Annotated in this window: 21 protein-coding genes; 10 read left to right on the forward strand and 11 right to left on the reverse strand. The window is 53.7% G+C overall.

Features of this window, described 5'->3' with window-relative positions; translation table 11 throughout:
* The first annotated feature begins 1 nt into the window (after position 1).
* Genes crtR through ACK4HN_RS07330 form a run of 3 tightly spaced genes read left to right on the forward strand, consistent with a single transcriptional unit; the run spans position 2 to position 3,146 of the window.
* Positions 2–889 (forward strand): beta-carotene hydroxylase, encoded by an 888-nt coding sequence (gene crtR, locus ACK4HN_RS07320; RefSeq protein ID WP_409868459.1) that lies wholly within the window; start codon positions 2–4, stop codon positions 887–889.
* Between the two features lie 14 nt (positions 890–903).
* Complete coding sequence (locus ACK4HN_RS07325; protein WP_409877409.1) at positions 904–1,863, forward strand: ABC transporter ATP-binding protein; 960 nt, start codon at positions 904–906, stop codon at positions 1,861–1,863.
* 44 nt (positions 1,864–1,907) lie between these two features.
* Entirely contained in the window at positions 1,908–3,146 is a 1,239-nt protein-coding gene (locus ACK4HN_RS07330) for an endo-1,4-beta-xylanase (protein ID WP_409877410.1), read from the forward strand.
* A 2-nt stretch (positions 3,147–3,148) separates the two neighbouring features.
* Here ACK4HN_RS07330 and ACK4HN_RS07335 read toward each other — a convergent pair whose 3' ends face one another.
* Positions 3,149–4,798: an aldehyde dehydrogenase family protein gene (locus ACK4HN_RS07335; protein ID WP_409870334.1), complete on the reverse strand. Its 1,650-nt coding sequence runs from the start codon at positions 4,796–4,798 to the stop codon at positions 3,149–3,151.
* Between the two features lie 158 nt (positions 4,799–4,956).
* On the opposite strand from ACK4HN_RS07335, the gene sufC reads away from it, so the two are divergent.
* On the forward strand, positions 4,957–5,739 hold the full coding sequence (sufC, locus tag ACK4HN_RS07340; protein WP_409870332.1) for a Fe-S cluster assembly ATPase SufC: 783 nt from the start codon (positions 4,957–4,959) through the stop codon (positions 5,737–5,739).
* Positions 5,736–7,022: a Fe-S cluster assembly protein SufD gene (sufD, locus tag ACK4HN_RS07345; RefSeq protein WP_409870330.1), complete on the forward strand. Its 1,287-nt coding sequence runs from the start codon at positions 5,736–5,738 to the stop codon at positions 7,020–7,022. Before sufC ends, sufD begins: the two co-directional genes overlap by 4 nt.
* On the opposite strand, the gene ACK4HN_RS07350 is transcribed toward sufD, so the two are convergent.
* The 9 genes from ACK4HN_RS07350 to ACK4HN_RS07390 form a co-directional block, all read right to left on the reverse strand.
* Positions 7,014–7,592 (reverse strand): PepSY domain-containing protein, encoded by a 579-nt coding sequence (locus tag ACK4HN_RS07350; protein WP_409870328.1) that lies wholly within the window; start codon positions 7,590–7,592, stop codon positions 7,014–7,016. The genes sufD and ACK4HN_RS07350 overlap by 9 nt on opposite strands.
* A 63-nt stretch (positions 7,593–7,655) precedes the next feature.
* Positions 7,656–8,330: a Fe2+-dependent dioxygenase gene (locus ACK4HN_RS07355; protein WP_409877411.1), complete on the reverse strand. Its 675-nt coding sequence runs from the start codon at positions 8,328–8,330 to the stop codon at positions 7,656–7,658.
* Positions 8,331–8,370: 40 nt separating this feature from the next.
* Positions 8,371–8,640, reverse strand: coding sequence for a hypothetical protein (locus ACK4HN_RS07360; RefSeq protein ID WP_409877412.1), 270 nt, complete (start codon positions 8,638–8,640; stop codon positions 8,371–8,373).
* A gap of 99 nt (positions 8,641–8,739) precedes the next feature.
* The gene (locus ACK4HN_RS07365) at positions 8,740–10,137 is read right to left on the reverse strand and encodes a sensor histidine kinase (RefSeq protein ID WP_409870178.1); all 1,398 of its coding nucleotides are present in this window, start codon (positions 10,135–10,137) and stop codon (positions 8,740–8,742) included.
* Entirely contained in the window at positions 10,091–10,780 is a 690-nt protein-coding gene (locus ACK4HN_RS07370) for a response regulator transcription factor (protein ID WP_409870176.1), read from the reverse strand. Before ACK4HN_RS07370 ends, ACK4HN_RS07365 begins: the two co-directional genes overlap by 47 nt.
* 211 nt (positions 10,781–10,991) lie before the next feature.
* Complete coding sequence (argJ, locus tag ACK4HN_RS07375) at positions 10,992–12,251, reverse strand: bifunctional glutamate N-acetyltransferase/amino-acid acetyltransferase ArgJ (RefSeq protein ID WP_409870174.1); 1,260 nt, start codon at positions 12,249–12,251, stop codon at positions 10,992–10,994.
* Positions 12,252–12,494: 243 nt separating this feature from the next.
* A complete protein-coding gene (gene ppc / locus ACK4HN_RS07380) occupies positions 12,495–15,530 on the reverse strand; it encodes a phosphoenolpyruvate carboxylase (RefSeq protein WP_409870173.1) in 3,036 nt (1,011 codons plus the stop codon).
* 102 nt (positions 15,531–15,632) lie between these two features.
* A complete protein-coding gene (locus ACK4HN_RS07385) occupies positions 15,633–17,132 on the reverse strand; it encodes a DUF3352 domain-containing protein (RefSeq protein ID WP_409870171.1) in 1,500 nt (499 codons plus the stop codon).
* A gap of 26 nt (positions 17,133–17,158) precedes the next feature.
* On the reverse strand, positions 17,159–18,163 hold the full coding sequence (locus ACK4HN_RS07390) for a phosphoribulokinase (protein WP_409870169.1): 1,005 nt from the start codon (positions 18,161–18,163) through the stop codon (positions 17,159–17,161).
* Positions 18,164–18,372: 209 nt separating this feature from the next.
* On the opposite strand from ACK4HN_RS07390, the gene ACK4HN_RS07395 reads away from it, so the two are divergent.
* The 5 genes from ACK4HN_RS07395 (at position 18,373) to ACK4HN_RS07415 (ending at position 21,064) form a co-directional block, all read left to right on the forward strand.
* Positions 18,373–18,555 (forward strand): 50S ribosomal protein L32, encoded by a 183-nt coding sequence (locus ACK4HN_RS07395; protein WP_409877413.1) that lies wholly within the window; start codon positions 18,373–18,375, stop codon positions 18,553–18,555.
* Positions 18,556–18,558: 3 nt separating this feature from the next.
* Positions 18,559–18,732 carry a hypothetical protein gene (locus tag ACK4HN_RS07400; protein WP_149818048.1) on the forward strand — a complete coding sequence of 58 codons (174 nt, stop codon included), beginning with the start codon at positions 18,559–18,561 and terminating at the stop codon, positions 18,730–18,732.
* Positions 18,733–18,757: 25 nt separating this feature from the next.
* Positions 18,758–19,540, forward strand: a complete 783-nt coding sequence (locus ACK4HN_RS07405; RefSeq protein WP_409877414.1) for a sterol desaturase family protein — start codon at positions 18,758–18,760, stop codon at positions 19,538–19,540.
* A 71-nt stretch (positions 19,541–19,611) separates the two neighbouring features.
* Positions 19,612–20,433 carry a hypothetical protein gene (locus ACK4HN_RS07410; RefSeq protein ID WP_409877415.1) on the forward strand — a complete coding sequence of 274 codons (822 nt, stop codon included), beginning with the start codon at positions 19,612–19,614 and terminating at the stop codon, positions 20,431–20,433.
* Positions 20,434–20,545: 112 nt separating this feature from the next.
* On the forward strand, positions 20,546–21,064 hold the full coding sequence (locus ACK4HN_RS07415; protein WP_409877416.1) for a (2Fe-2S) ferredoxin domain-containing protein: 519 nt from the start codon (positions 20,546–20,548) through the stop codon (positions 21,062–21,064).
* Here ACK4HN_RS07415 and ACK4HN_RS07420 read toward each other — a convergent pair.
* On the reverse strand, positions 21,041–21,781 hold a 741-nt coding region (locus ACK4HN_RS07420; protein WP_409877417.1), incomplete at its 5' end, for an HAD-IC family P-type ATPase. The two genes, ACK4HN_RS07415 and ACK4HN_RS07420, sit on opposite strands and share 24 nt — an antisense overlap.

A 21,781-nucleotide genomic window follows, 5' to 3' on the forward strand; every position in this document is an offset into this window, starting at 1 on the left:
GATGATCACGGAGGTAGCCATCCCGGCCACGGTTCCCAAGGAGTTTTTAGGTCCCCCGCTGGGCTTTAATCCCACCTTGGTCATGTTTTTCGCCGCATTTGCGATCGCCATTCTATCCACTTGGGGTCACTTTCAAGGCCACTGGCCAGGCTGGGTCTCATTCGTTGCCAATATGTTGGCCTTGCACCTGATGGGCACCGTCATCCACGATGCCTCCCACAATGTTGCCCATAGTAACCGCATCGTGAATGCAATCATGGGTCATGGCAGCGCTCTACTGCTGGGGTTTGTTTTCCCTGTGTTTACCCGCGTGCACATGCAGCACCATGCCCATGTGAACGATCCTGAAAATGATCCCGACCATTACGTTTCTAAAGGGGGACCCCTGTGGCTAATCGCGCCTCGCTTTTTCTACCATGAGATTTTCTTTTTTAAGCGGCGGCTTTGGCGGAAGTACGAACTCCTAGAGTGGTTTCTCAGTCGTCTGACGCTGGTGGGCATTGTCACCTTTGCCGCACTCAATGGCTATTTAGACTACGTGCTCAACTACTGGTTCTTACCGGCGGGGGTCGTGGGGCTGATGCTGGGGTTATTTTTTGACTATTTTCCGCACCGTCCTCATACGGAGCGCGATCGCTGGCACAATGCGCGGGTCTATCCTAGTCGCCTTCTAAATATCTTAATTTTCGGCCAAAACTATCACCTGATCCATCATCTCTGGCCCAATATTCCCTGGTACAAACTGCAGCCGGCCTACTATGCCGTTAAACCCTTGCTCGATGCCCACGGCTGCAAACAGACCCTTGGTATATTGGAACCAGGCAATTTCTTGCCCTTCCTCTACGATGCTCTAGTGGGGTTGCACTTCCATCGCCCTCATTCCTCCTGAGGTGAATTGGCGCTATGGTCACTGACGCTGTGGGCGATCGCCCCCCCGTGGTGGCGGTTGAGAATTTACGAAAGTCCTATCGCAGCGGCTTCTGGCTGCGCACCGTGCTCACCCCCCTGAAGTCCGTCTCCCTCGAGGTACGTCAAGGAGAAACTTTTGGCCTGCTGGGTCCCAATGGTGCAGGCAAGACCACCTTCCTCAAGATTCTCTTGGGGCTAGTGAAACCCAGTGGCGGTCAGGGCATGCTGCTGGGGCATCCCTTGGGCGATCGCGCTGTGCGGCAGCGGATTGGCTACCTGCCGGAAAACCCCTACTTCTATGACTATCTGACAGCTTGGGAATTCCTAGAATTTACAGCGGGACTCTTTGGCCTGAGTGCCGCCACCTGCCGAGAACGCATTCCCCTGCTTTTGGAGATGGTTGGCCTTAACCTCAAGGATGCTCGCAAAAAGCAAATGCGCCGTTACTCTAAGGGAATGGTGCAGCGGGTGGGATTGGCGCAAGCGCTGATTAATGACCCCGAAGTGGTGTTTCTAGACGAGCCGATGTCTGGCCTGGATCCCCTGGGACGTTACCAGATTCGGGAAATTATTCTTTCTTTGAAAAAACAAGGCAAAACCATCTTCTTCAATAGTCATGTCTTGGCGGATGTGGAGGCCATTTGCGATCGCATTGGCATTTTGGCGCAAGGGGAACTGATTTGCGCTGGCAGTGTGGATGAACTCCTCGGCAGTAGTGAAGCCTACCATGTGGTGGGTAAAGGGGGGCATGTGGATGGCCTGCAGGAATGGCTCTATTCCTTAGAGATTCAGGGCGATCGCTGGCAAGGGGTGATCAAAATTCCCCTGCAACGCTTTCTTGCCCTCGTGGAAGAAATGGGGGGCAAAATTCTGCAACTGCGCCTTGCGCGCCCCACCCTCGAAGAGTTTTTTGTGGAACAATTGCGCCAACAGGGGATTCAAGTAACCCATTAGGGAGGCAATCCCTCTGAAGTCCTCGTCACAACAGGTCATCATCCATGCTGAACTGGCGCCGTTTTCTCTGGTTGAGTTGCCTTGCGGCTTTTTTGGGGGTTGCCTGTGGCACCTCCTTTTCCTCGGGAGCCACCGATGCCCTCAGCCAGAAAATTGAGCAATTGCGACAGGCGCCCCTTACCGTTGTTGTCGAGAATGCCCAGGGTCGTCCGATTCCCAATGCCCGCGTCCAACTAGTGCAGCAAAGCCATGCCTTTCCCTTTGGCGTTGCCCTCGACACCGAGATGTTTCGCCCTAGTCCACCGCCGGCTGCCCCTTGGTACAAGCAGACAGCTCAGGAAAACTTCAACGCGGCGGTTCATGAAAATGCCCTCAAGTGGTATGAATTGGAGCCAGAGCAGGGCAAGCTGGACTTTACACTGGCGGACACCATCTTCAACTGGGCGCAGGCGCAGGGCTGGCCGATGCGAGGGCATACCCTCTTTTGGGAAGTGGAGCAGTTTAATCCCCCTTGGCTGAAAACCCTGCCACCGGAGCAATTGCGCGCAGCGGTGAAAAAACATGCCCTTACCGTCTGTCGCCACTATCGCGGTCGCATCAATGAGTTTGATGTCAATAACGAAATGCTCCATGGCAATTTTTTCCGCAGTCGCCTTGGGGAGGGCATTGTCAAGGAGATGTTTGAATGGTGCCGTGAGGGCAATCCTGAGGCGGTTCTCTATGTCAACGACTACGGCATCATTGAGGGCGATCGCCTGCCTGATTATGTGGCCCAAATTCGCGATCTATTGGCGCAAGGGGTTCCCCTAGGCGGGATTGGCATTCAAGCCCATCTGGAATCTCCCTTGGACGAGGCAAAAATGCAGCATGCCCTTGACACGCTTGCCCAGTTCAATCTGCCCTTGAAAATCACGGAAGTGAGTGTGAGTTTGGCCGACGAGCAGCAGCAAGCCCAGACCCTGCGCCAAATCTATCGCCTTGCTTTTGCCCACCCCGCCGTGAAGGGAGTCTTGCTCTGGGGCTTTTGGGCGGGGAACCATTGGCGTCCTCAAGCGGGACTCTATCGCCAAGACTTTTCCCCTAAGCCAGCGGCGATCGCCTATCGCAAACTCCTCTTTGAGGAGTGGTGGACCAGAGTAACTGGCCGAACCAATGCCCAAGGTCAATGGCAGGGACGCGGCTATTTCGGCCGCTATCGCTTGATTGTCACAGCCCAAGGCCAAACTCGTACACAGGAGTTGACACTGTCCCCAGGGGGGACAACTGTGACTGTGCGGCTGTGAACTCAACCCCGCATCGCTGCTGCCAAGAGGGAGAACCACGCCAAGGGATTGCCAGTGTAAATGTTCATAACCGCCTGCGCCAGTTGGGGTAGGCTACGATGCCCATAGAACCAAGGGGGCGTCACCGGCAACTGGAAGGGAACACGCACTACAGCTTTTTCGGGATAGTCAAACAGGAAGCTATTGTGAACGACGCCCACCCCAGAACCAATGGCCGCTGGTGTATGTCCGGGAAAGGCGCCCCAAGGGGTACAACCCAACCCATAGGCCAAGGAAACCCAAGCATTGATGGCAATCGAGCCGTAGCGCAGTTGGGCGATCGCCTGCTCCAGTGCTTCTGAGTGCGCTGCCTCAGTCCGGGGATCAATGATTAGACTACAACCCAAGGTGCCCCAGAGCCGCTCATTAACAAAGGGCACGGCAGTGGCAAGGTAGGTTGCAGCATCGTTGACGGGCAGGGTCACCTCTGCCAAGAGACCACAAAAAACCTCCTCTTGAAAAATGCGAGGGTTAGCGCTGGGAGGGAGGCCTTCAATCAAGGTCCAGGGGATTGTGCCCTCAACGGCAGGACTGAGCGCCGTGGCTTGGGGATAGTCGGCCAAAAACGATTCATAGCGGGCGATCGCCCCCGGATAGTAGGCAAGGCGCGGTGGAATCGCTTGCAGTTGGGCTTTTAGCGCATTCAGGAATGCCTCCCGCTGCGGCCATCCTGCAGCCGTGACAAGGATTTGCGCCCCAATGCAGTTGAAGCTGGCGTTATGCACCAAGGCACTGGCCACATGGCGGGCTTGGTAGGTGAGTTCTGCCTCGGTCCATTCCCCTGGCACTATCAAGAGGGGCGTGACATTGCCCAATTCCGCCGTTATGGGTTTGGTCAGCTTGCGTTGTTGGCGCGCTTTACGAATCGCCTGCTCAGCCGCTGTTTCACCCCAAACAAGGCGATTGTAGGTGTGGTGGGAACCGGTGATGTGAATGTGCCGTGTCAATGGATGGTGGCAGAGGGCTTCCCCCATCGCCGCATCTCCCTCGACAATTTCTAGGAAACCCGCCTCAATCAGGGGCGCACAGATCTTACGAAAACAGTCCGTCAAGGGCGCCAAGAGGGGATTCATTTTCAGCAGTGCCACGCGATTGGCCGCCACCAGTTGGTAGAGGGCATCCGCCAAGCACAAGGATGTGATATTGCCAGCCCCCAGCACGACAGCGACTCCCGGCGGCGGTGGATTACGGTAGGCACTGCCTTGAGTCGGGGGGCGATGGGGTTGCAGCCAAACTTCCGCCTTGACGCCAAACCACAGCAGGCGCTCTTGCCAATTGCGGGGGAGGATTTCGGCGATCGCCTGACCAGTGGGGGCACTTCGCCAGCGGGGCACTGGGGGGACAGCTTCGTGACGCAGGGCATAGAGATAGTGATCCAGCTTGAGAATCAGTCCCAAAGGGCCTGTTGTCCACTCTTCCCCTGCCCAACCCCCGTGGGGATCAATGCCTTTGATTTGACAGGCCAAGTTCACCCATTCTGAAGCATGGCGACGGGCAAGGCTCTTCATCGCTTGCAAATAGCCCGTGCGCTCTCGCGGTGCAAGGGACTGCCAGCGGCTGGCCTGCTGATGGAGACGTTCAAGTTCGGGAATTGTGGCTGTTGAGAGTGTCATAAAAGGTGGTTAGTTTTCTCCTGTGGGTATAGTTTGACAGCGGTGCCAGTTCTGGGCGTGCTGTTTTCGTCAATACTCCTCTGCCAAGAAACTCAATCGCGATCGCCCTCCTGCTGCGCTACATTAAAAGATTATGAACGATGCAAGGGAGGTAAGGCGTGATTTGTCCCGACAGCGAAGTCATTTTAGAGGTTCGAGAGCTGACCGCTAGGGTGGAGGACACCCCGATTCTCAAAGGCTTGAACCTAACCATTCGCGCGGGAGAAATTCATGCCATTATGGGGCCGAATGGTTCTGGCAAAAGCACCTTCTCCAAAATTCTGGCGGGGCATCCCGACTACACCGTAACGGGTGGTGAAGTGCTCTACAAAGGCAAAAATCTCTTGGACTTGCCCCCTGAAGTGCGCGCCCGCGAGGGGGTCTTTTTGGCGTTTCAATACCCCCTTGAAATTCCGGGGGTAAGCAATCTCGACTTTTTACGGGTGGCCTACAATGCCAAGCGCAAACACCAAGGGCTTGAGGAACTGGATGCCTTTGACTTTGATGATTTAGTGCGGCAGAAAATTGAATTGGTCAAGCTGGATGAGGGCTTTCTCAGTCGCGGCGTGAATGAGGGCTTCTCCGGCGGTGAGAAAAAGCGCAACGAAATTCTGCAAATGGCGCTCTTAGAGCCGACCCTTGCCATTCTTGATGAAACGGACTCTGGTCTTGACATTGATGCCCTCCGCATTGTCGCCAATGGCGTTAATCAACTGACTCGTCCTGATAACTGCATTCTCCTGATTACTCACTATCAACGCTTGCTGGACTACATCGTGCCCGACTATGTGCACGTTATGGAGGGGGGACGAATTGTCCTCACCGGGACGAAGGAACTGGCGTTGGAACTGGAGGCGCGGGGTTATGACTGGGTTCGTGAAGAGGAGGGGGCTGTATCATGACCCTTACAGTCAACGCCAATTCCGATCGAGCGGATCTGCCCAAAGCAAGTCGCGCCAATGAACTCAATGATCTGTTGGCCTTAGCACCGCCCCCGCGCCACGCTGAGCTAGAACCTTTACGCCAAGCCGCCCGCGATCGCCTCCATGAGCAAACCTTACCTACCCCCCGCGATGAGGACTGGCGCTTTACGGATTTGTCCGCCCTACGGGGGCGAGCCTTCCAAGCACCCATTGCTCCCCTCAATCCGGAAATTGTTGCCGAAGTGCGGCATCTGCTGTGTGAACGCAGTTTCCCAACCGTTGCACAAATTGTTCTGATTGATGGCTATTTTTGCGGGGAACTCTCCCGTGTGAATGCTGCTGGGGTTGAGTTATTGTCCCCCTCTCTGCCAGCGATCGCGCCCCCAGAGGTTTTTAGCGATCTCAATACAGCAATGCTCGCTGATCGCGTTTGCCTGCGGCTCACGGGGTCCCTGCCAGAACCTGTGGAAGTGTTTTTTGTCAGTAGTCGGCAGCAGCAGAGCGTTGTTTCACCGCGACTCTCAGTCGAAGTGGCTGCCCACAGTCAAGTCAGCCTGATTGAACGCTTTTTGTCCCTCACCGGCGATCAACAGTTCACCAACAGCGTTACAGAATTTTCCTTGGGGGTCAGTGCCCGCCTGCGCCACGTGCGGATTCAACACCAATCGCCAACCGCCATTCACATTGGCTGTACAGCGGTGTGTCAAGCCCAAGACAGTGACTACGAAGGACACGCCATTGATTTGGGGGGATGTTTGAGCCGCCACAACTGGCAGGTGCAGATCCAAGGCAGTGGCAGCCAGACCATCCTAAAAGGACTGGCGATCGCCATGGATAGCCAAATTATGGACACCCACTCGGCAGTGGTCTTTCATGCGCCCCACAGCAGGAGTGAACAAATTCACAAGTGCATTGTTGGCGATCGCGCCCATGGTATTTTCAATGGCCGCATTGTGGTGCCCCAAGTGGCGCAACTCACCGACGCCAGTCAACTCAATCGCACCCTGCTCCTTTCCGACAAAGCGCGGGTGGACACCAAGCCGCAACTGGAAATTGTGGCTGACAACGTCAAATGTTCCCACGGTGCCACCGTTAGTCAACCGGCTGCAGATGAGCTATTTTACCTCCGCAGTCGCGGCTTAGATGAGCGGCAAGCCAAGACCCTCATTGTCAAAGCCTTTGCCCTTGAGCAGCTGACGGATATTGAGCCGCCGCTTCTGCGACAGCAGCTAGAAGAGGCATTGCTGGCCAAATTACATTAAATCTACTGAATCTACCGCTGAGACTCTCTTGCGTCGCCCTTTGAAAAGCATATTCACGCCCGTCCAACTGAGGAGGCCAACCCCTATTCCCAACAGCAAAACATACACGGGTCTGAGGGCGCGTCCTAAAAACCCCCCTTGGTGGAGCATCATTAAAATATCGGCCACCTCTTCGGGCAGGCCTAGGTAATAGTAACCAATATGGAACAGCACCCCTGTGGCCGCCGTCACTGCCAAAGGTATCAAAATAACCCCACTCAGCAAGTGGTGCACCATCCGATGATCAAAGCGTTTAACTCGTTGGGGGCGCATCAGAATTTTCCGCTGTATAAGGGTCAGTCCACTAAAGGCGAGGAAAATTACCCCTAACCCAACCACTACCACGTAAATCAACTCCCCTTTTTCCCCTAGAAATGCGGCAGTGTGCACTTTCAGGATGATTTTAGCAAAGTCTTTTGATAAGCCAAACCAACTGTGGCCAAGACGATAGGCCACACCTGTTGCGGTCGTCAGCAGCAGTGGCAAAACAAGCAGCAGTGAGAGCTGGCGGTGTTGCTTGCGGGTATTCATAGCTCATGCCTCAGGTGAAATTAAGGATTGCCTTTTCTGTTTGCAACAAGGGGGCTGACTACCTCAAACCTCTACCCACTTGCGCAACAAATTGGCATAGACCTTGCACAGCAGATCAAACTCCTCGGTCTTGCCGTATTTCTCAAAGAGGGAATGGCGAACCGTATCCAGTTCAAAGAGGAGTTCTCGCTCTAGGGGATCGCGGACTCGACTCTGAACCCACGTCACGGCCACAAGGCGCACCCCTTGGGTAACGGGGGCTACACGGTGCAAAAAAATCGTAGGATAAACCACCATTGACCCGGCGGCCAATTTGAAGGATTGCTCTCCCCAAGTGGTGTCTAAGCGTAGTTCCCCCCCCTCATAGGTGTGCGGGTCACTCAGAAACAGGGTTAGGGAGAGATCGCAGCGGGTTAAATCCTCCCCCCTCCCCATAAGGGTGTTATCCATGTGAGTGCCGTAGCCCATTCCCTCTTGATAGCGGCTAAAGAGAATCGGCCGAATGGCTAAGGGTTGAGCAAAGGCTTCAAAGAGTATATTCCTACGCAGGGCAGCAAGGACAATTTCACTGGCTCTCTCGTAAGCTTCACTGTCCCCTTGGAGCTGTTGATTTTCCTTGACGGCCTTGGCATAGGTGCCAGCGGTGAGCTTGCCATCCACAAAGGGCGCTGCTTGAAAGAGGCAGTGCAACTGCTTGAGTTCCTCGGGTGTCAGCACCTGATCAATTCGTAGGAACATACTCTTCTCCTAGCGCTTCAAAGGGTCAAAGGGGGCTGCTTTACCACCACCAGCGACGCCGCCGTTTGCCGTATTCTCCCCGCTCACCGTAGCCACCTTCTTCACCGCCTTCTTCTGACCCCGCCAGCAAAAGACGGGCCTGTCCATTGCCAGTAATCTGAGTGAGTGCCTCAGACCCAAGGGCAGTGGTTTTGACTTCGGGCAGTTGCGGGGTTGGATCGGAAGCAGCCCCAGCAGGGGGCACAAGGCTGGCAAGACTGCCGGCAATCCCCAAGGACAAGAACAGAGATACGGCTTTTGAGTGTTTCATGGTTCAGTGATCCTCCTCTAAATCTTCACCTTCCTATCGTGACGACTCAGGGTAAAGATTTCGGGAAGATGAGAGGTCTTAGAATAAGCGGCAGGGGGGTTAGGCGGCAGGTAACTTGACTTCAAAACAGGTTCCCTGGTGCAGTTGACTCTCAACTTGGATGGAGCCGCGGTGTTGCTCGACAATCATCTTGACCACTGCTAGGCCTAAGCCGCATCCCTGACTGTTGTGCTCGCGGGCTGCGTCGGCACGCCAAAAGCGGTCAAAAATATAGGGAAGGTCTTGGGGGGCAATGCCAATGCCTGTATCCTGAACCGAGATCACAGCCCTGTTGAGCTTCTTAGTGAGGTGAAGGGTAATGGTGCCCTGAGGAAGCGTATAGTTGATGGCATTGTCCACTAGATTGCCAAATAGCTCATACAGTTGTTGTGGATCACCCCAGACGGTTGCGGGGCAGTCGCAGGAATAGTTGAGGGCGATCGCTTTGGCTGTGGCGCGATCGCGATGCAGGTCAACCAGCTCTTCCAGTAGCTCATCAACATCCACTTTCTGCCAGCGGCTCTGATCCCCTGGGGATTGATCCATGCGGGCCAAGAGTAATAGTTTGTTGATTAAATCCCCCATCTGGTAACACGCCGATGAGATGACGGCAACTTTGTTTAGCTGAGCGGCATCTAAGTTTTGAGAATGTTCTGCCAGCATGGCAATGGAGGCTTGGATAGCTGTCACAGGATGCCGCAGTTGGTGAGAAGCATCCGCCGTAAAGCGCTTTAGTTGGTTAAGAGTTCTTACAATCGGCTGTGTACTTTCATGGGTCAGCCAAGCAGCAACTAGAAGAGCAACGGTACTTATCCCTAGAGTTTTGAGAATAAAAACGAATTTCAGGTAGTTCAGTTCCTGTTCAAGGTCAATGGTCGAGTCCGTGGCACACACGTAACCTATCAGCGTTGGTTGGAGAGGTTCAACTCTCTCTTTGTAAATCGGATAGATAAAAGAGCGTGTGTGTTTTCCCTCAATAATCACCCCTGTAGGAGGGATATGGGCGGGAAACTGAATTTCGATAATTTTTGGGCCTTCGTAGATGATGAGGTGGCGATCGCTATCATACCACTGAACACTTTGAGAGATGTGGTTGGTTGGATTGGGTATTATCTCGTAAATCGAATTAAATGTATACTTGCCCATCAACTGCGAGACAGTAATGGGAGTAATTTTGCCCTGATTATTTTTAGGGGCATATTCACTATACTTTGCTTCTTTAATGAGTTCATGGTATTCATGCTCAATTACATCGAAGACATTGGCAGACCAGGTGGCCACCTCCTTGAGATGCTTGTCAAGCTGTTGGTAACGATGGTGAACAATAAGAGAGTATAAAAGCACTGAGGAGGCCGATAAGATGCAGGCGATCGCCAAAAAATAAATCCAAAACAGGCGACTGCGCAAACTGTTATATTGCCGATTTAACATTGGGGTTAAGGCGGTAGCCAAAGCCATGCACAGTTTCAATTAAATTAGGGGGCGCTCCTGCTGCCTTTAGTTTATGCCGCAAGCTCCGCAGATGCACCTTAACTGTCTCTTCCCCTGGTGTTTCGTCAAAAGACCACGCCTGATCCAAAATTTGGGTGCGGCTGAGAATACGACTGCCGTTGCGCAACAGGACTTGAAGAATGGCGTATTCTTTAGGGGTGAGGTGCAGCGCCTCTCCATTGTAGCTGACCTTTCGAGTATCAGGATCAAGGGTTAACTTTTCCCACCTCAAGCAGGATAAATAGGCGGCTTGCCGCCGCCGCAGGAGGGCGCGCACCCTTGCCAGCAGTTCTGCCAAGTCAAAGGGTTTTACCACATAATCATCAGCGCCGGCATCTAGGCCAATCACCTTATCTTGGTTAGTATCCCTAGCCGTGAGGATGAGAATCGGAAGATGGTAGTTTTTCTGCCTAACTGTCTTACACAGTGTGATGCCATCCACTTTTGGCAATCCCAAATCCAAGACCAATAGGTCAATTGCTCCCGTTTCTAGGTAGCTTAAGGCTGTCTGCCCGTCGTAAGCCACTTCAACGATGTACTGTTGTTGCTTCAGCGCCTCTGCAATCAAGCCGGCAATGGTTCTATCGTCCTCAACAATTAAAATCTTCACATCCTAGCCTGTCCCTAACTGACCGCAAGTTCACCTGCCAATTATCCTGGGAAAAAGAGCGAGAACCTTTTCTGGATAACTGCGCAGATCCGAGGATGACTGAGAAGGGTGACCTCGCTTTGCCAAACCTGTTTGAGGCAATAGACAACAGTCATGATAAAACACGACCTAAGTTTTGGGCGGGGATGGCAGTAAATGCCAACAAGAAAAGTTAAGTGGTGTACTCAGCGTTAATTTTCACATAGTCGTAGCTGAGATCACAGCCCCACGCCACACCTTGACCTTGACCATTGCCAATACTCACTTCAATGACAACGGGATGGTCAATAGATTGCTGACCGGCAGAATCGGTGTTGGCGGTTGCTTGGTTCACCAAGTAGGTATGGGCAGCAGCGCGATCAAAAGCTAAGGGTTGGCCGTGGCGCATCATGGGTATTCCACCAAGGGAAATGGCCAGATTACCGGCATCAAAGGGCACCCCAGCACGGCCAGCGGCAGCCGCAATGCGTCCCCAATTGGGATCGCGACCATAGATGGCCGACTTCACCAGCATTGAGCTGGCAATGGTTCTGGCGACCTGACGGGCAGCAGCGTCATCACTGGCACCACTCACCTGAACTTCGATGAGGCAGGTGGCGCCTTCGCCATCGCGGGCGATCGCCTTTGCTAGATGCACACAGACTGCCGTCAACATTTCTTCAAGGCGGGTGGCTGCCGCGCCCGGCTCTGTAATTGCTGGTGTACGCGATTGGCCATTGGCCAAAGCAATCACACTGTCATTGGTGCTGGTATCGCCGTCAACTGTAATTTGATTGAAGGAGCGATCGCAGGCGCGTTGCAGCATCTCCTGCCACAAATGGGGGGCAACTGCAGCATCGCAGGTAATAAAGGCCAACATCGTTGCCATCTGTGGGTGAATCATTCCTGACCCTTTGGCCATGCCGCCAATGCGAATGGGTTGTCCCTCCCAAAGCGTTTCAAGGGCAACTTGCTTAGGCACCAAATCCGTTGTCATAATGGCCCGCGCCGCAGGGTCCCCCCCCTCATAACTCAACTGCGCCGTCAGGGTGGGCAGGGCTTGGCGCATCTTTTCAAGGGGAATGGGCTGACCAATCACCCCTGTGGAAGCCACCAGCACCATTTCTGGACTCAGCCCTAGGGCCGTTGCCACCATCTGGGCTTGGGCTAAAACCGCCTGCCAGCCCTGTTCTCCCGTTGCCGCATTCGCTTGACCAGAATTACACAAAATTGCTTGTGCTGTTCCCTTGGTTTGCAACCGTTGACGACAGTAGGCCACAGGGGCTGCGCACAGGTGGTTGGTGGTAAAGACCCCCGCAGCAATCGCCGGCACATCGGAAACAATTAAGGCCAAATCGGGTGCCCCTGAAGCTTTGAGTCCCGCCGCAATCCCCGCAGCCCGATACCCTTTGGCGGCAGTCACCCCGCCTGCAATCCGTTGCCAATCACCCATAACATTGTCAACCAGAGAATCGTTGCGATTATAGCAGGAGGCTCCGCCAAAACAGCGACAATTAAGGGTTATTGCACAAGTCTAGGGGAGTGGGCAGGGGCAAGCCGCCAATGCAAGTAACCAAATGCCCTCGCTGTGATTTGGGCAGGCTTCGAGGGGGCAATCCCGCAGATTCAAAAGCCCGCAATGGGAAATTCCTGTCGTGGCATCGAGCATTCATTTCACCCCCTTGCTTAAGAAGCCCTAGCCCGTGTTGCGCATGCCGGCTGCTATCCCATTGATGGTTAAAAGCGCCCCCCGCAGCAACTCCCCTCGCCCATAGCGAGAGCGCAGAATCGCTCCAGACGCGCTTTGGCCATTGTGCTGGCGCAGCCGTTTTAGGAGAGACACTTGCAGGAAGCCCAAAGGAACAATCGTGCGGTTGCGCAGTTGCACCGATCGCTGGAGCGCCGGATCGCCGTCGAGTAGCCGCTGATGGCCAGTAATGGTCAGGACCAGTTCCGTTGTCAGGCGATACTCCTGAGCAATCTGATCATACAGGCGGAAGAAGGCTTCCCGATTTTGGGGTTGGCTGAGTTCTTGCACATAGTAGCGGGCAATCTCCAAATCCACCTTGGCAAGGGTCATTTCCACCTTCGAGATCACCATGCGAAAGAAAGGCCACTTGTAGTAGAAGTAGCGCAACAGGGAGAGATGCTCCGCCGGTTTTTCCTCAAGGAATTCCTTCAGGGCCGTTCCCACGCCATACCAAGCCGGCAGCAGGAAACGGGTTTGCGTCCAACTAAAAACCCAAGGAATGGCGCGCAGACTTTCAAAGGTTTTCTTGCCCCCCCGCCGCGTGGGCCGCGAGCTAATTTGCAGTTGGCTAATCTCTTGAATCGGCGTGACTTCGTTAAAGAAGTCCAAGAACTCCGGCTGCTCATAGATAAGATGGCGGTAGCAGCGGCGCGATCGCGCTGCCAGTTCTTCCATGATGTCGTGCCAAGGCTCAATCTCGTCAATGCTGCTGCGCAGCAAACTGGCTTGAATCACCGCTGTGGCCACTGTTTCCAAGTTAAAGAGCGCCAGTTCCGGCAGAGAGTATTTAGAGGCCAGCACCTCCCCTTGCTCCGTAATCTTAATGCGTCCCTTAATCGTTTGCTCTGGCTGCGCCAAAATTGCCTCGTAGGCAGGACCACCGCCACGTCCTACCGACCCCCCCCGACCGTGGAAAATGCGCAGTTGAAAGCCAAAACGCTCAGCAATTTTTTGCAGCTGCTGTTGTGCCTTGTAAATCTCCCAGTTGCTACTCAGGAAGCCCGAATCCTTATTGCTGTCCGAATACCCCAGCATCACCTCTTGCAAAAACGGGGTACTGTGGCTGGCCAAATAGTTGCGGCAAAAGGGCAGCGAAAAGAATTCCGTCAGCACCGTGGGTGCCTGCTTGAGATCTTCAACCGTCTCAAAGAGGGGGATGGCCTGCAGGGTACTGGCTCCCGTTACCGGATCAAAAAGTCCAGCCTCCTTGGCAAAGAGCAGCACCTCCAACAGATCACTGACCTCATGGCTCATGCTGATGATGTAGGTATTGCACAGATCCGTGCCAAATTCCTGTTGCAGTTGCCGCACCATGCGGAATGTTTCAATGATTTCATTGGTGCGATCGCTAAAGGGGAGTTCCCCCGGAATCAAGGGGCGACGGGTCGAGAGTTCACTGACAAGCCAGCGCGTGCGCTCCGTTTCCGACAGTTCTGTATAGGGACAGGTGAGAATCCCCAAATAGGCAGTAATTTCATTGAGCGCCTCCGCATGACAGGTGCTTTCCTGCCGAATATCCAAGGCAGCCAAGTTAAAACCAAAGACCTCGACTTGGCAAATCAAATCATCCAGTTCACGACAGGCGAGTCCCGTTTCCTTGAGGTTGCGCTGAATCAGTAGCAGTTCTGCTAAAAACTCTTGACCGTGGCGGTAAAACTGTCCATTATTTAACTTTTCCGCCTCATTGCCGCGAATGCAGTAGGTTTGCAGTGCCCGGTTGCGATCGCGGGTATTTTGCAGCCGTTTGAGCACATAGGTGAGTTTGAGGCGGTAGGGTTCTTGGCGGTAGCGCACTGCATATTGGTCATAGATACTGGGGAGTTGCCGTTGATCCAGCTCCAAGGAGTCCAGCAACTCCGGCAGGACATCGCACCAGTGTAGGGACAAGCTCAGGAGATTGATTAAGCGCTCAACGGACTTAATGTACTCCTCAAGAACTAGGTTGCGCTGATAGCAGGCCGTTTGCCACGTTACTTCCGGTTTGACGTAGGGATTGCCATCGCGATCGCCCCCCACCCAAGAGCCAAAGCGACAGAAATTGTGCCGAGGGGGATTTAGGTAGGGAAAGGTTTTGTGGAGGGATTCTTCAAGCCGCCGATAAAGCTTGGGAATGACAGCAAAAATGACCTCTTTGAAGTAGTGGAGCGTGTATTCCACCTCATCGAGAACCTCGGGCTTAAATTGGTGCAATTCATCGGTGCGCCACCAGAGGCGAATTTCCTCCATCAGTTGTGCCCGCAGGGTTTCAGCATTCCAGTCCGTAAGGTGGGGAGAAGCCCCCTCTAGTACATCCAGTTGCTCTAGTAAGCGAGCAACGCGCCGCTGCTTATCACGAATCGTTTGCCGCACAATCTCCGTCGGGTGAGCGGTGAAAACCAGCTTAATGTCCAGTTGATCCAACAGCTTTTGAATATGGCGCGGCGGTACATTGAGCGTATGTAACCGAGGAAAGAGCCAGGCAAAGGAACCATATTGTTGGGTGGCGGGAATGGCTTCGTAGAGACTATGCTCTAGGCGTTCACTCGGTCCACTGCGCACATCCGTTGCATTGGCAGCATTATGGGGCAAGGGAAAGCCTTCACCACTGACACCGCAAATCGGTTCACTCATGACACTGCGGCGCCGCAATCCCTCTTGAGCAGATCGTTCACGATTGTATTGTTGTTCGTAGTGCTGCTCGACAATGTTGATAATTTGAAAGTAGAGGTTAAAGGCGCGAGCCGCTCTGATGGCTTGATTGAGTTCGAGGGATTCAATGACCTTTAGCAGTTCCCCTTCTGGGGCATGGAGCGCATGGCCTTCTGGCGAAGAAAGAGCGCCCAAGCGCCGCAAGAGATCAACCAATTCTTGACCGGATTCTGCTGCCAAGACATCCACCAAGACCTCTTCCACCAGTCGCAAACGTTCCTGTAGGGTGCGGGCTGCTAAGCTTTCACTTTCAATTAAGCGATCGCGATGGGTCCCATCGAGGACTGATGTCATATTTACCCCAGTCTGCAAACATAATACTCCCTACTTTACCCAATCCTGAGCCAAGGCGGTACAACAATTGATAACAGGCGTATTAAGGATTTGTTAACAGTTCTAATCTTTTTTGCTGCTCAGAACTAGGTCTAGGTGTTGCAGGCGATCGCGAACGCCATAATTCACCAAAGTAATGCTTTGCAGACGTTCCAACCAGCCCGCACTGATGCCATTGAGATACTGCAGGAGCGGCCAACGCTGACTTAAAGGGGCAAATAGCTGCGGCCAATGGGCATAGATCAAACCATAAATCCCCTGTCGTTGGTGTAGGAGGCTCTCCGGTAGCCAAGACACGTTTTTATTCTGACTAGGGGACAGTACCGATAGGGAGGATGCTAGGATCAGGCGATCGCCCTGTTGCTTATAGGCCGCTGCCACATCGGACACCAAGCCTTCACTGGTCTGTGGCTCAAGAATCAATTTCACCCAAGCGGTGACGGGTTCTTTATTCAAGACCAAGCGATTCACCTCATAGCCATTGGCTCGGGCAAGATCATCCAGTTGTAGCAGCAGAGTTGACGTTTCTGGGGTATGGCGCGTCTGCCACTTCCATTGCCACTGGTCATCGGCTGCGTGCCAAAGGGCAAAGCAAAAATCATCGCCGGCCAAGGGAAAAATCTGCGTTGTCAAGTCCACCGCCAGATCTGCCGTCAAATCCCGCAGCAGTTGGCTGGCAATATCCTTCCCTTGGGGAGTTTTGCCGAAGCGATAATCTGCCAAAGCCTCGCTGAGTTGACTATAGCCCTCTGACAAGTGGGAACCCGCAACCACCAGCGCCGGCATTGCGTCTTGGAAACGGAGGAACTCAAAGTCAAGGGGATCAGTAGCTAGTGTCGGATCACTGGTGCGGTGCAGTAGCGTTTCCAGATGCAGCTCGTTGTTTTGCGCCTTCACGGCCAATAGCAGGCGATCGTAGGTGGGGGTCAGTTCGCGATCCTCACGACTCAGGGATTGCAGGTTCGCATAGTAGAGGGCGGTAGGTTGAGCCTCTAGTTGAGGGCGAGCCGCTTGATAAAAGGTCAAACCTGCCAGATTGCCATCCGCCGTCGCAGCCGAGCCTAGGCTAGCGGTCATCGTCTCCACATCCGACGCAAGGAGCAGGCGATCGCCCAGCCGTGCTGTGACCAAGTCCTTACCCACTTGGAGGGTAATATTTTGATAGACTTGGGCCTTAAAGGGATGCCCCTGCCAGTAGGTCTCTAAAAAAGTTGTTGCCGCTTCCGGGCGCTTCAGGGGCAAAATCCACAACTGGCGGGGGGATGGACACGCCTCAGGGCAAGGAAATTGGGCAACCGTCACCCCCTCTCCCATCCAAGTACTTACCTCAGACCACGACCAGCCCCAATGGGCGAGTTGGGATGTCCAAAAACGCTCCCAAAGGAAACGCAGGGGATCGCTACTGGGACGTTGGTTGAGCTTGAGGACACTCTGGGCTTGGCGGGGGACAAAGATCAGGTCATCGTTATTAGCAGCCAAGGCCGGCTGGCCACAGGTGAGAGCCAACCAGCAGAGGATAAAGATCAAAAACGATGACCATAGCGATCGCTGGTGCAGTTGCATCAGTGCCCTCAAGGTGGCAAGCCAAATTAGCGGTTGGTGATTGTGGCCACATCCCGCGAGGTCAAGCGCTCGTAGATGGCTCGCATTTTCAGCCCCGTCAGCACTTGGAACAGACCTGAGCCATTGTCGGAACCGGGGTAGTCACGGTGCCTCAGCAGCAGTTCCGTCATTTCGCCATAGTGCTTAGTGGAAGTATTGCTCAAGTGACTTTCGATGTAGATCAGTTCGTCAAGCTTCTCAAAGCGACCGTCCACTTCTAACACCGAAACGGGGTGGCCATAGTATTCATCAGGCCCGTAGCTGAGGCGAATGCCTGGATAGGAGCAGGTCAGCTTACGACCGCAGGGAATCCAAGTAATCGTCGAACCTTCATCAAAGAGATAGACTGGCTCAAAGCCGGGGATGCCTTCCCGTTGTAGCATCCGTACCCGCAGGATATTGCCCACTTTTTCCTCTTTGACCAACTGGGTGGGCAGAATTTGCAAGACAATATCGGCGTATTGTTTTTGGGGATCGATATAGGCCATGAAGTCGGGGCGACGGGCATTGATGGAGGCAATCACGTCTTCATAGCTGTGACCCCGCTCGGCCATGTCACGCTTGATTTTCCAAGCAATTTTTACATCGTCGCTGATGTCGAGATACACACTAAAATCAATCAGCGATCGCACCCGTTCATCGTAGAGGGGATGTAGCCCTTCAATCACGATCACGTGGTTGGGATCAACCCTCTCTGGCGGATCAATTGTCCCCGTTTCGTGGTTGTAGATGGGTTTCATGATTGATTCGCCATTTTTGAGAGCCTTGATCTGCTCATACATCAGATCAAAGTTGTTGGCGCGGGGATCAAGAGCCGTAATCCCCGTTTCTTTCCGCTGCTTGCGATCCAGACTGTGATAGTCGTCCAAGCAAATCACAGTCATAAACTCTTCGCCAAACAGATCGGCCAGTCGGCGCAAAAACGTTGATTTACCACAGCCGGAGTCTCCAGCAACGCCGATGAGAACCACACGGTCTGGCTTACTGCTCATAGCTGACGATTCCCTTTGCTCGTAGAAGTGGACATCCCCTGATGGGGTGGTTCAGTATTCCCTTACTGATATTACAAGGGTGGTGTCCCTCTGTGATAGTTTTTTGTGCAAAAAGAGGAACATTACTATCCATAGGGGGATCGGTGGTTGCCCTAGGGAAGATTTTGGGATAAACTAATGGATTGCGAAAGTTAATCTTAGGGATCATCATGGCCTGCCCCAAAAAGAAAACCTCGAAGTCCAAGCGCAGTATGCGCCGTGCGGTCTGGAAGCGCCAAGCTGCTCTGCAAGCTCAACGTGCCCTCTCGATTGGCAAGTCTATTTTGACCGAACGCGCCAAAGGCTTCTATTTCCCGGAAGCGGAAGAAGAGAAAGAAGACGAGCAGGAGTAATCCATGGCCACCCCCACGGAGCCAAGCCGCACCCCAAAACTGGAAACCCCCAAGTACGGCTTTAATACCTTTGCGGAGCGGATCAATGGCCGTGCGGCCATGGTCGGCCTTGTAGCTCTTTTGTTATGGGAATATTGGACAGGAGAGGGCTTGCTCCACTGGTTGGGCTGGGTCTAGGAGGCACATCTAGCAACTTTTTTGCATGATTCCCTACAACCTCAGTGACCCCCGCCTCTTTGGCATTATGGTTGGGGTTATGTTTTTAATGGTGGTCAGCCGCCTTGTGCTGGTGGCTGGCTTTTTTTCGCTCGTCTTTTTGGTGGCTCGCTGGACACCCCTCAAGAAACGGCGAGTGAATCTGCGCCCCTACCAGCGGGGACAATTTTGGCAAGAGTTTGGCTGGTCGCTGGTAACAGCGGCTATTTTTGCGTTGGCGGGGGCGATCGCTGCAGTGATGTGGCAGCGGGGCTGGACAGCGGTTTATGTAGAGTTAAATTCCCTTTGGGATTATATTTACTTTCCCTTGAGCATTGGCCTTGTACTGCTGCTCCATGAAACCTATTACTATTGGCTCCATCGCTGGATGCACCAACCGAAAATTTATCGTCGGATCCATCGGGTGCATCACCATAGTATTGTCCCTTCCCCTTGGACGGCATTTTCATTTCACCCTTGGGAGGCTTTCCTACAGGCAATTTTCCTGCCGCTGGTTCTGGTCTTGGTGCCGCTGCACCCCTACGCGATTGTGATTCAGCTCAGCCTGATGACGGTCTCCAGTGTGATTAACCATTTGAATTTAGAGATTTATCCCCGTGGTTTTGCCGAGCATTGGTTGGGGCAGTGGTTGATCGGTGCTACCCACCACAGTTTGCACCACAGTCAATTTCGCTGTAACTATGGCCTCTATTTCACCTTTTGGGATCGCTGGTTGGGGACGGAAAGCCGCGATTATCTGCCCCTGTTTCGCGATCGCACCGAGCGCTGAACTCTCCACGAGTTCTGCATAGGCCCCTTGGCCAAGGCGTAGGACAGTTTGTCTGGTTCAGTGGCAGTGAGATGGTCAAGGCACTTTCCTTTCCGATGATGGCGGAGCGGCAACATCCCCTGATTCAGCCGCTACTCACTTGGTCCGATGAGGAATTGGTTCGCCACTTTCAGGAGGAGCGCGATCGCGGCTGCTACTTTGTTGCTCTCTATTGTCGTTATGCCCCTCTTGTCTGTAGCGTCCTGCAACACCACGGGCGATCGCCAGTGCAGGTGGACTATCTGTTCGCCAAGGTATGGCATGGGATATTTTTCAGCCTTGACCTAGTGAAGTTTACCCCAGAGGGTGTGAAAGCGGCAGAGGAAGAAGCCCGCTCCCTGCGCAATTGGATCGTCAATCGCACCGCCACCCTCATCCAAGAGGATCTCCCCGGCATTGAACACATTACCTATATCCTTCAGGATGCGCCGCCCCCCCTATGGTGCTATCTGGAGGCTAGCCTAGCTTATCTCAGTCCCCTCAGCCGCTTGGTGCTAGTGACAACCCAGACTTTCCATTGGAGCCTTGAGCGGTTGCGCGCCTATTTAGAGGTGCAAGGGGAAACCTACAGCCTTGAGGAACTCAACCAGCATTTAGAAGAGGGGTTGGCACGCATCGTGGAGTATTTACCGCCGGATATTCGCCAAATTTACTTAATGTCCGATTTCGCTTTAGAGGAAGTCTCTGCCGTTCAACCGACGCTCGAAGAACTCTTTCCCAATAGCGTTGAGGAAGTCGGCAGCCACGTTGATGGTGCCCCAACAGCAAGCATGATCAGTAGTGATGTGACTGGCACGACGGACACTAGTATTGATAACTTACTGGCCGAGTGGGAGCGGATTCTCTCTGGCTGACATAATCTTTCTTTTCAGACGAGTTTGACAACGATCTGGGATAAGCCCAAGACCGTCCCTTGTGTGCTACACTCAATTTGTTGAGAAAAACTTCTAACAAGGTCTTGCTTTCATGGGTCTTGGTGTCATTGATTCGCCGGCATTCAGCCTTGAGGGTACTGTCGAAGAGGTCTTTTACAAGAAGGGGCTACCCAAGGTCGTAATTTTGAAAACCGCGATGGGGAGGGTCTGGATTAAGCTGGCAAAGTCATTGCGGTGTGAGTTAACACAATCTCCCAAGGTGGGCGATCGCCTGCGGCTAGAAGGAACCATCAGCAATAAGTATGATGGCTGGGTCAAACAATACAAGGCAAGCCATTTAGAATTTTTAGCAACGGCTCAACCCTCAGTCGCAAAGAGTTCTCAACCCTATAAGGTGCTCATTTGTCAAAAATCCGCCTGCTGTCGGCGGGGAGCCAAGGAATTGTGGCAAGAATTAGAGGCACAGCAGCTCCCGATTACCTTGAAGGCGACTGGCTGTATGGGGGAATGCAAGCGGGGGCCAGCAGTGGTTGTCCTGCCCCATAAGAAACGACTCACCCGCGCCAATGCCCAACAGATTCGCGAGCTAGTTTGCTCGACTAAGACTTAGGGAATTGAGGACAACGGCAATCGAACTCACGGCCATACAAGCGGCAGCAATTCCCGGCGTGAGACCGAGTCCCCACAGGGGTAATCCGACACCGGCGGCAAGGGGTAAACCAACGATGTTGTAGGCCACTGCCCAAAGAAGATTCTGCTGAATTTTGCGGAAGGTGGCACGGCTCAACTCTAGAACAGTCAATAAATCCGCCAGATGATTGCGGGTGAGGATAATATCCGCTGCTTCAATGGCCACCTCCGTGCCCGTGCCAAGGCTAATCCCCACCTGAGCGGCGGTTAAGGCAGGCGCATCATTCATGCCATCCCCCACCATGGCCACTCCTTTCCCTTGGGCTTGCCAACCTTCAATGAGGGCAAGTTTTTGCTGGGGCTGCAGATCGGTGTGCAGATGCGTTGGCGGTAGGCCGAGGGGGTCTAGAAGGTGCTGCGCTGCTTTGGCGGTGTCTCCCGTCAGCACGTGGATCTCGTAACCTTCGGCTTGCAGGGCTTGAACGGTGCTCACAGCCTCGGGGCGCAGGCGATCGCGAAAGGTGATGATGGCAATGAGCTGGCGATCGCAGGCCAAGGCCACATGGGTGTCCACCTCGGAGGAAGGGCAGTCAACCCCCTGATCACGCAGCCAACTCAGGCGCCCCGCCCGATAGACCTGTCTTTCAATCCGGCCGCTTATCCCCAGTCCAAGGGCAGTTTCCACCGCTGTCACGGT

Source organism: Thermosynechococcus sp. (assembly GCF_046299655.1).
Classification (GTDB): domain Bacteria; phylum Cyanobacteriota; class Cyanobacteriia; order Thermosynechococcales; family Thermosynechococcaceae; genus Thermosynechococcus.

Bases quoted from the DNA above. Each gene is read 5' to 3' on its own strand.
- crtR (WP_409868459.1), top strand. From the start codon at position 2: ATGATCACGGAGGTAGCCATCCCGGCCACGGTTCCCAAGGAGTTTTTA.
- ACK4HN_RS07325 (WP_409877409.1), top strand. From the start codon at position 904: ATGGTCACTGACGCTGTGGGCGATCGCCCCCCCGTGGTGGCGGTTGAG.
- ACK4HN_RS07330 (WP_409877410.1), top strand. From the start codon at position 1,908: ATGCTGAACTGGCGCCGTTTTCTCTGGTTGAGTTGCCTTGCGGCTTTT.
- ACK4HN_RS07335 (WP_409870334.1), bottom strand. From the start codon at position 4,798: ATGACACTCTCAACAGCCACAATTCCCGAACTTGAACGTCTCCATCAG.
- sufD (WP_409870330.1), top strand. From the start codon at position 5,736: ATGACCCTTACAGTCAACGCCAATTCCGATCGAGCGGATCTGCCCAAA.
- ACK4HN_RS07350 (WP_409870328.1), bottom strand. From the start codon at position 7,592: ATGAATACCCGCAAGCAACACCGCCAGCTCTCACTGCTGCTTGTTTTG.
- ACK4HN_RS07355 (WP_409877411.1), bottom strand. From the start codon at position 8,330: ATGTTCCTACGAATTGATCAGGTGCTGACACCCGAGGAACTCAAGCAG.
- ACK4HN_RS07360 (WP_409877412.1), bottom strand. From the start codon at position 8,640: ATGAAACACTCAAAAGCCGTATCTCTGTTCTTGTCCTTGGGGATTGCC.
- ACK4HN_RS07365 (WP_409870178.1), bottom strand. From the start codon at position 10,137: ATGGCTTTGGCTACCGCCTTAACCCCAATGTTAAATCGGCAATATAAC.
- argJ (WP_409870174.1), bottom strand. From the start codon at position 12,251: ATGGGTGATTGGCAACGGATTGCAGGCGGGGTGACTGCCGCCAAAGGG.
- ppc (WP_409870173.1), bottom strand. From the start codon at position 15,530: ATGACATCAGTCCTCGATGGGACCCATCGCGATCGCTTAATTGAAAGT.
- ACK4HN_RS07385 (WP_409870171.1), bottom strand. From the start codon at position 17,132: ATGCAACTGCACCAGCGATCGCTATGGTCATCGTTTTTGATCTTTATC.
- ACK4HN_RS07390 (WP_409870169.1), bottom strand. From the start codon at position 18,163: ATGAGCAGTAAGCCAGACCGTGTGGTTCTCATCGGCGTTGCTGGAGAC.
- ACK4HN_RS07395 (WP_409877413.1), top strand. From the start codon at position 18,373: ATGGCCTGCCCCAAAAAGAAAACCTCGAAGTCCAAGCGCAGTATGCGC.
- ACK4HN_RS07400 (WP_149818048.1), top strand. From the start codon at position 18,559: ATGGCCACCCCCACGGAGCCAAGCCGCACCCCAAAACTGGAAACCCCC.
- ACK4HN_RS07405 (WP_409877414.1), top strand. From the start codon at position 18,758: ATGATTCCCTACAACCTCAGTGACCCCCGCCTCTTTGGCATTATGGTT.
- ACK4HN_RS07410 (WP_409877415.1), top strand. From the start codon at position 19,612: ATGGTCAAGGCACTTTCCTTTCCGATGATGGCGGAGCGGCAACATCCC.
- ACK4HN_RS07415 (WP_409877416.1), top strand. From the start codon at position 20,546: ATGGGTCTTGGTGTCATTGATTCGCCGGCATTCAGCCTTGAGGGTACT.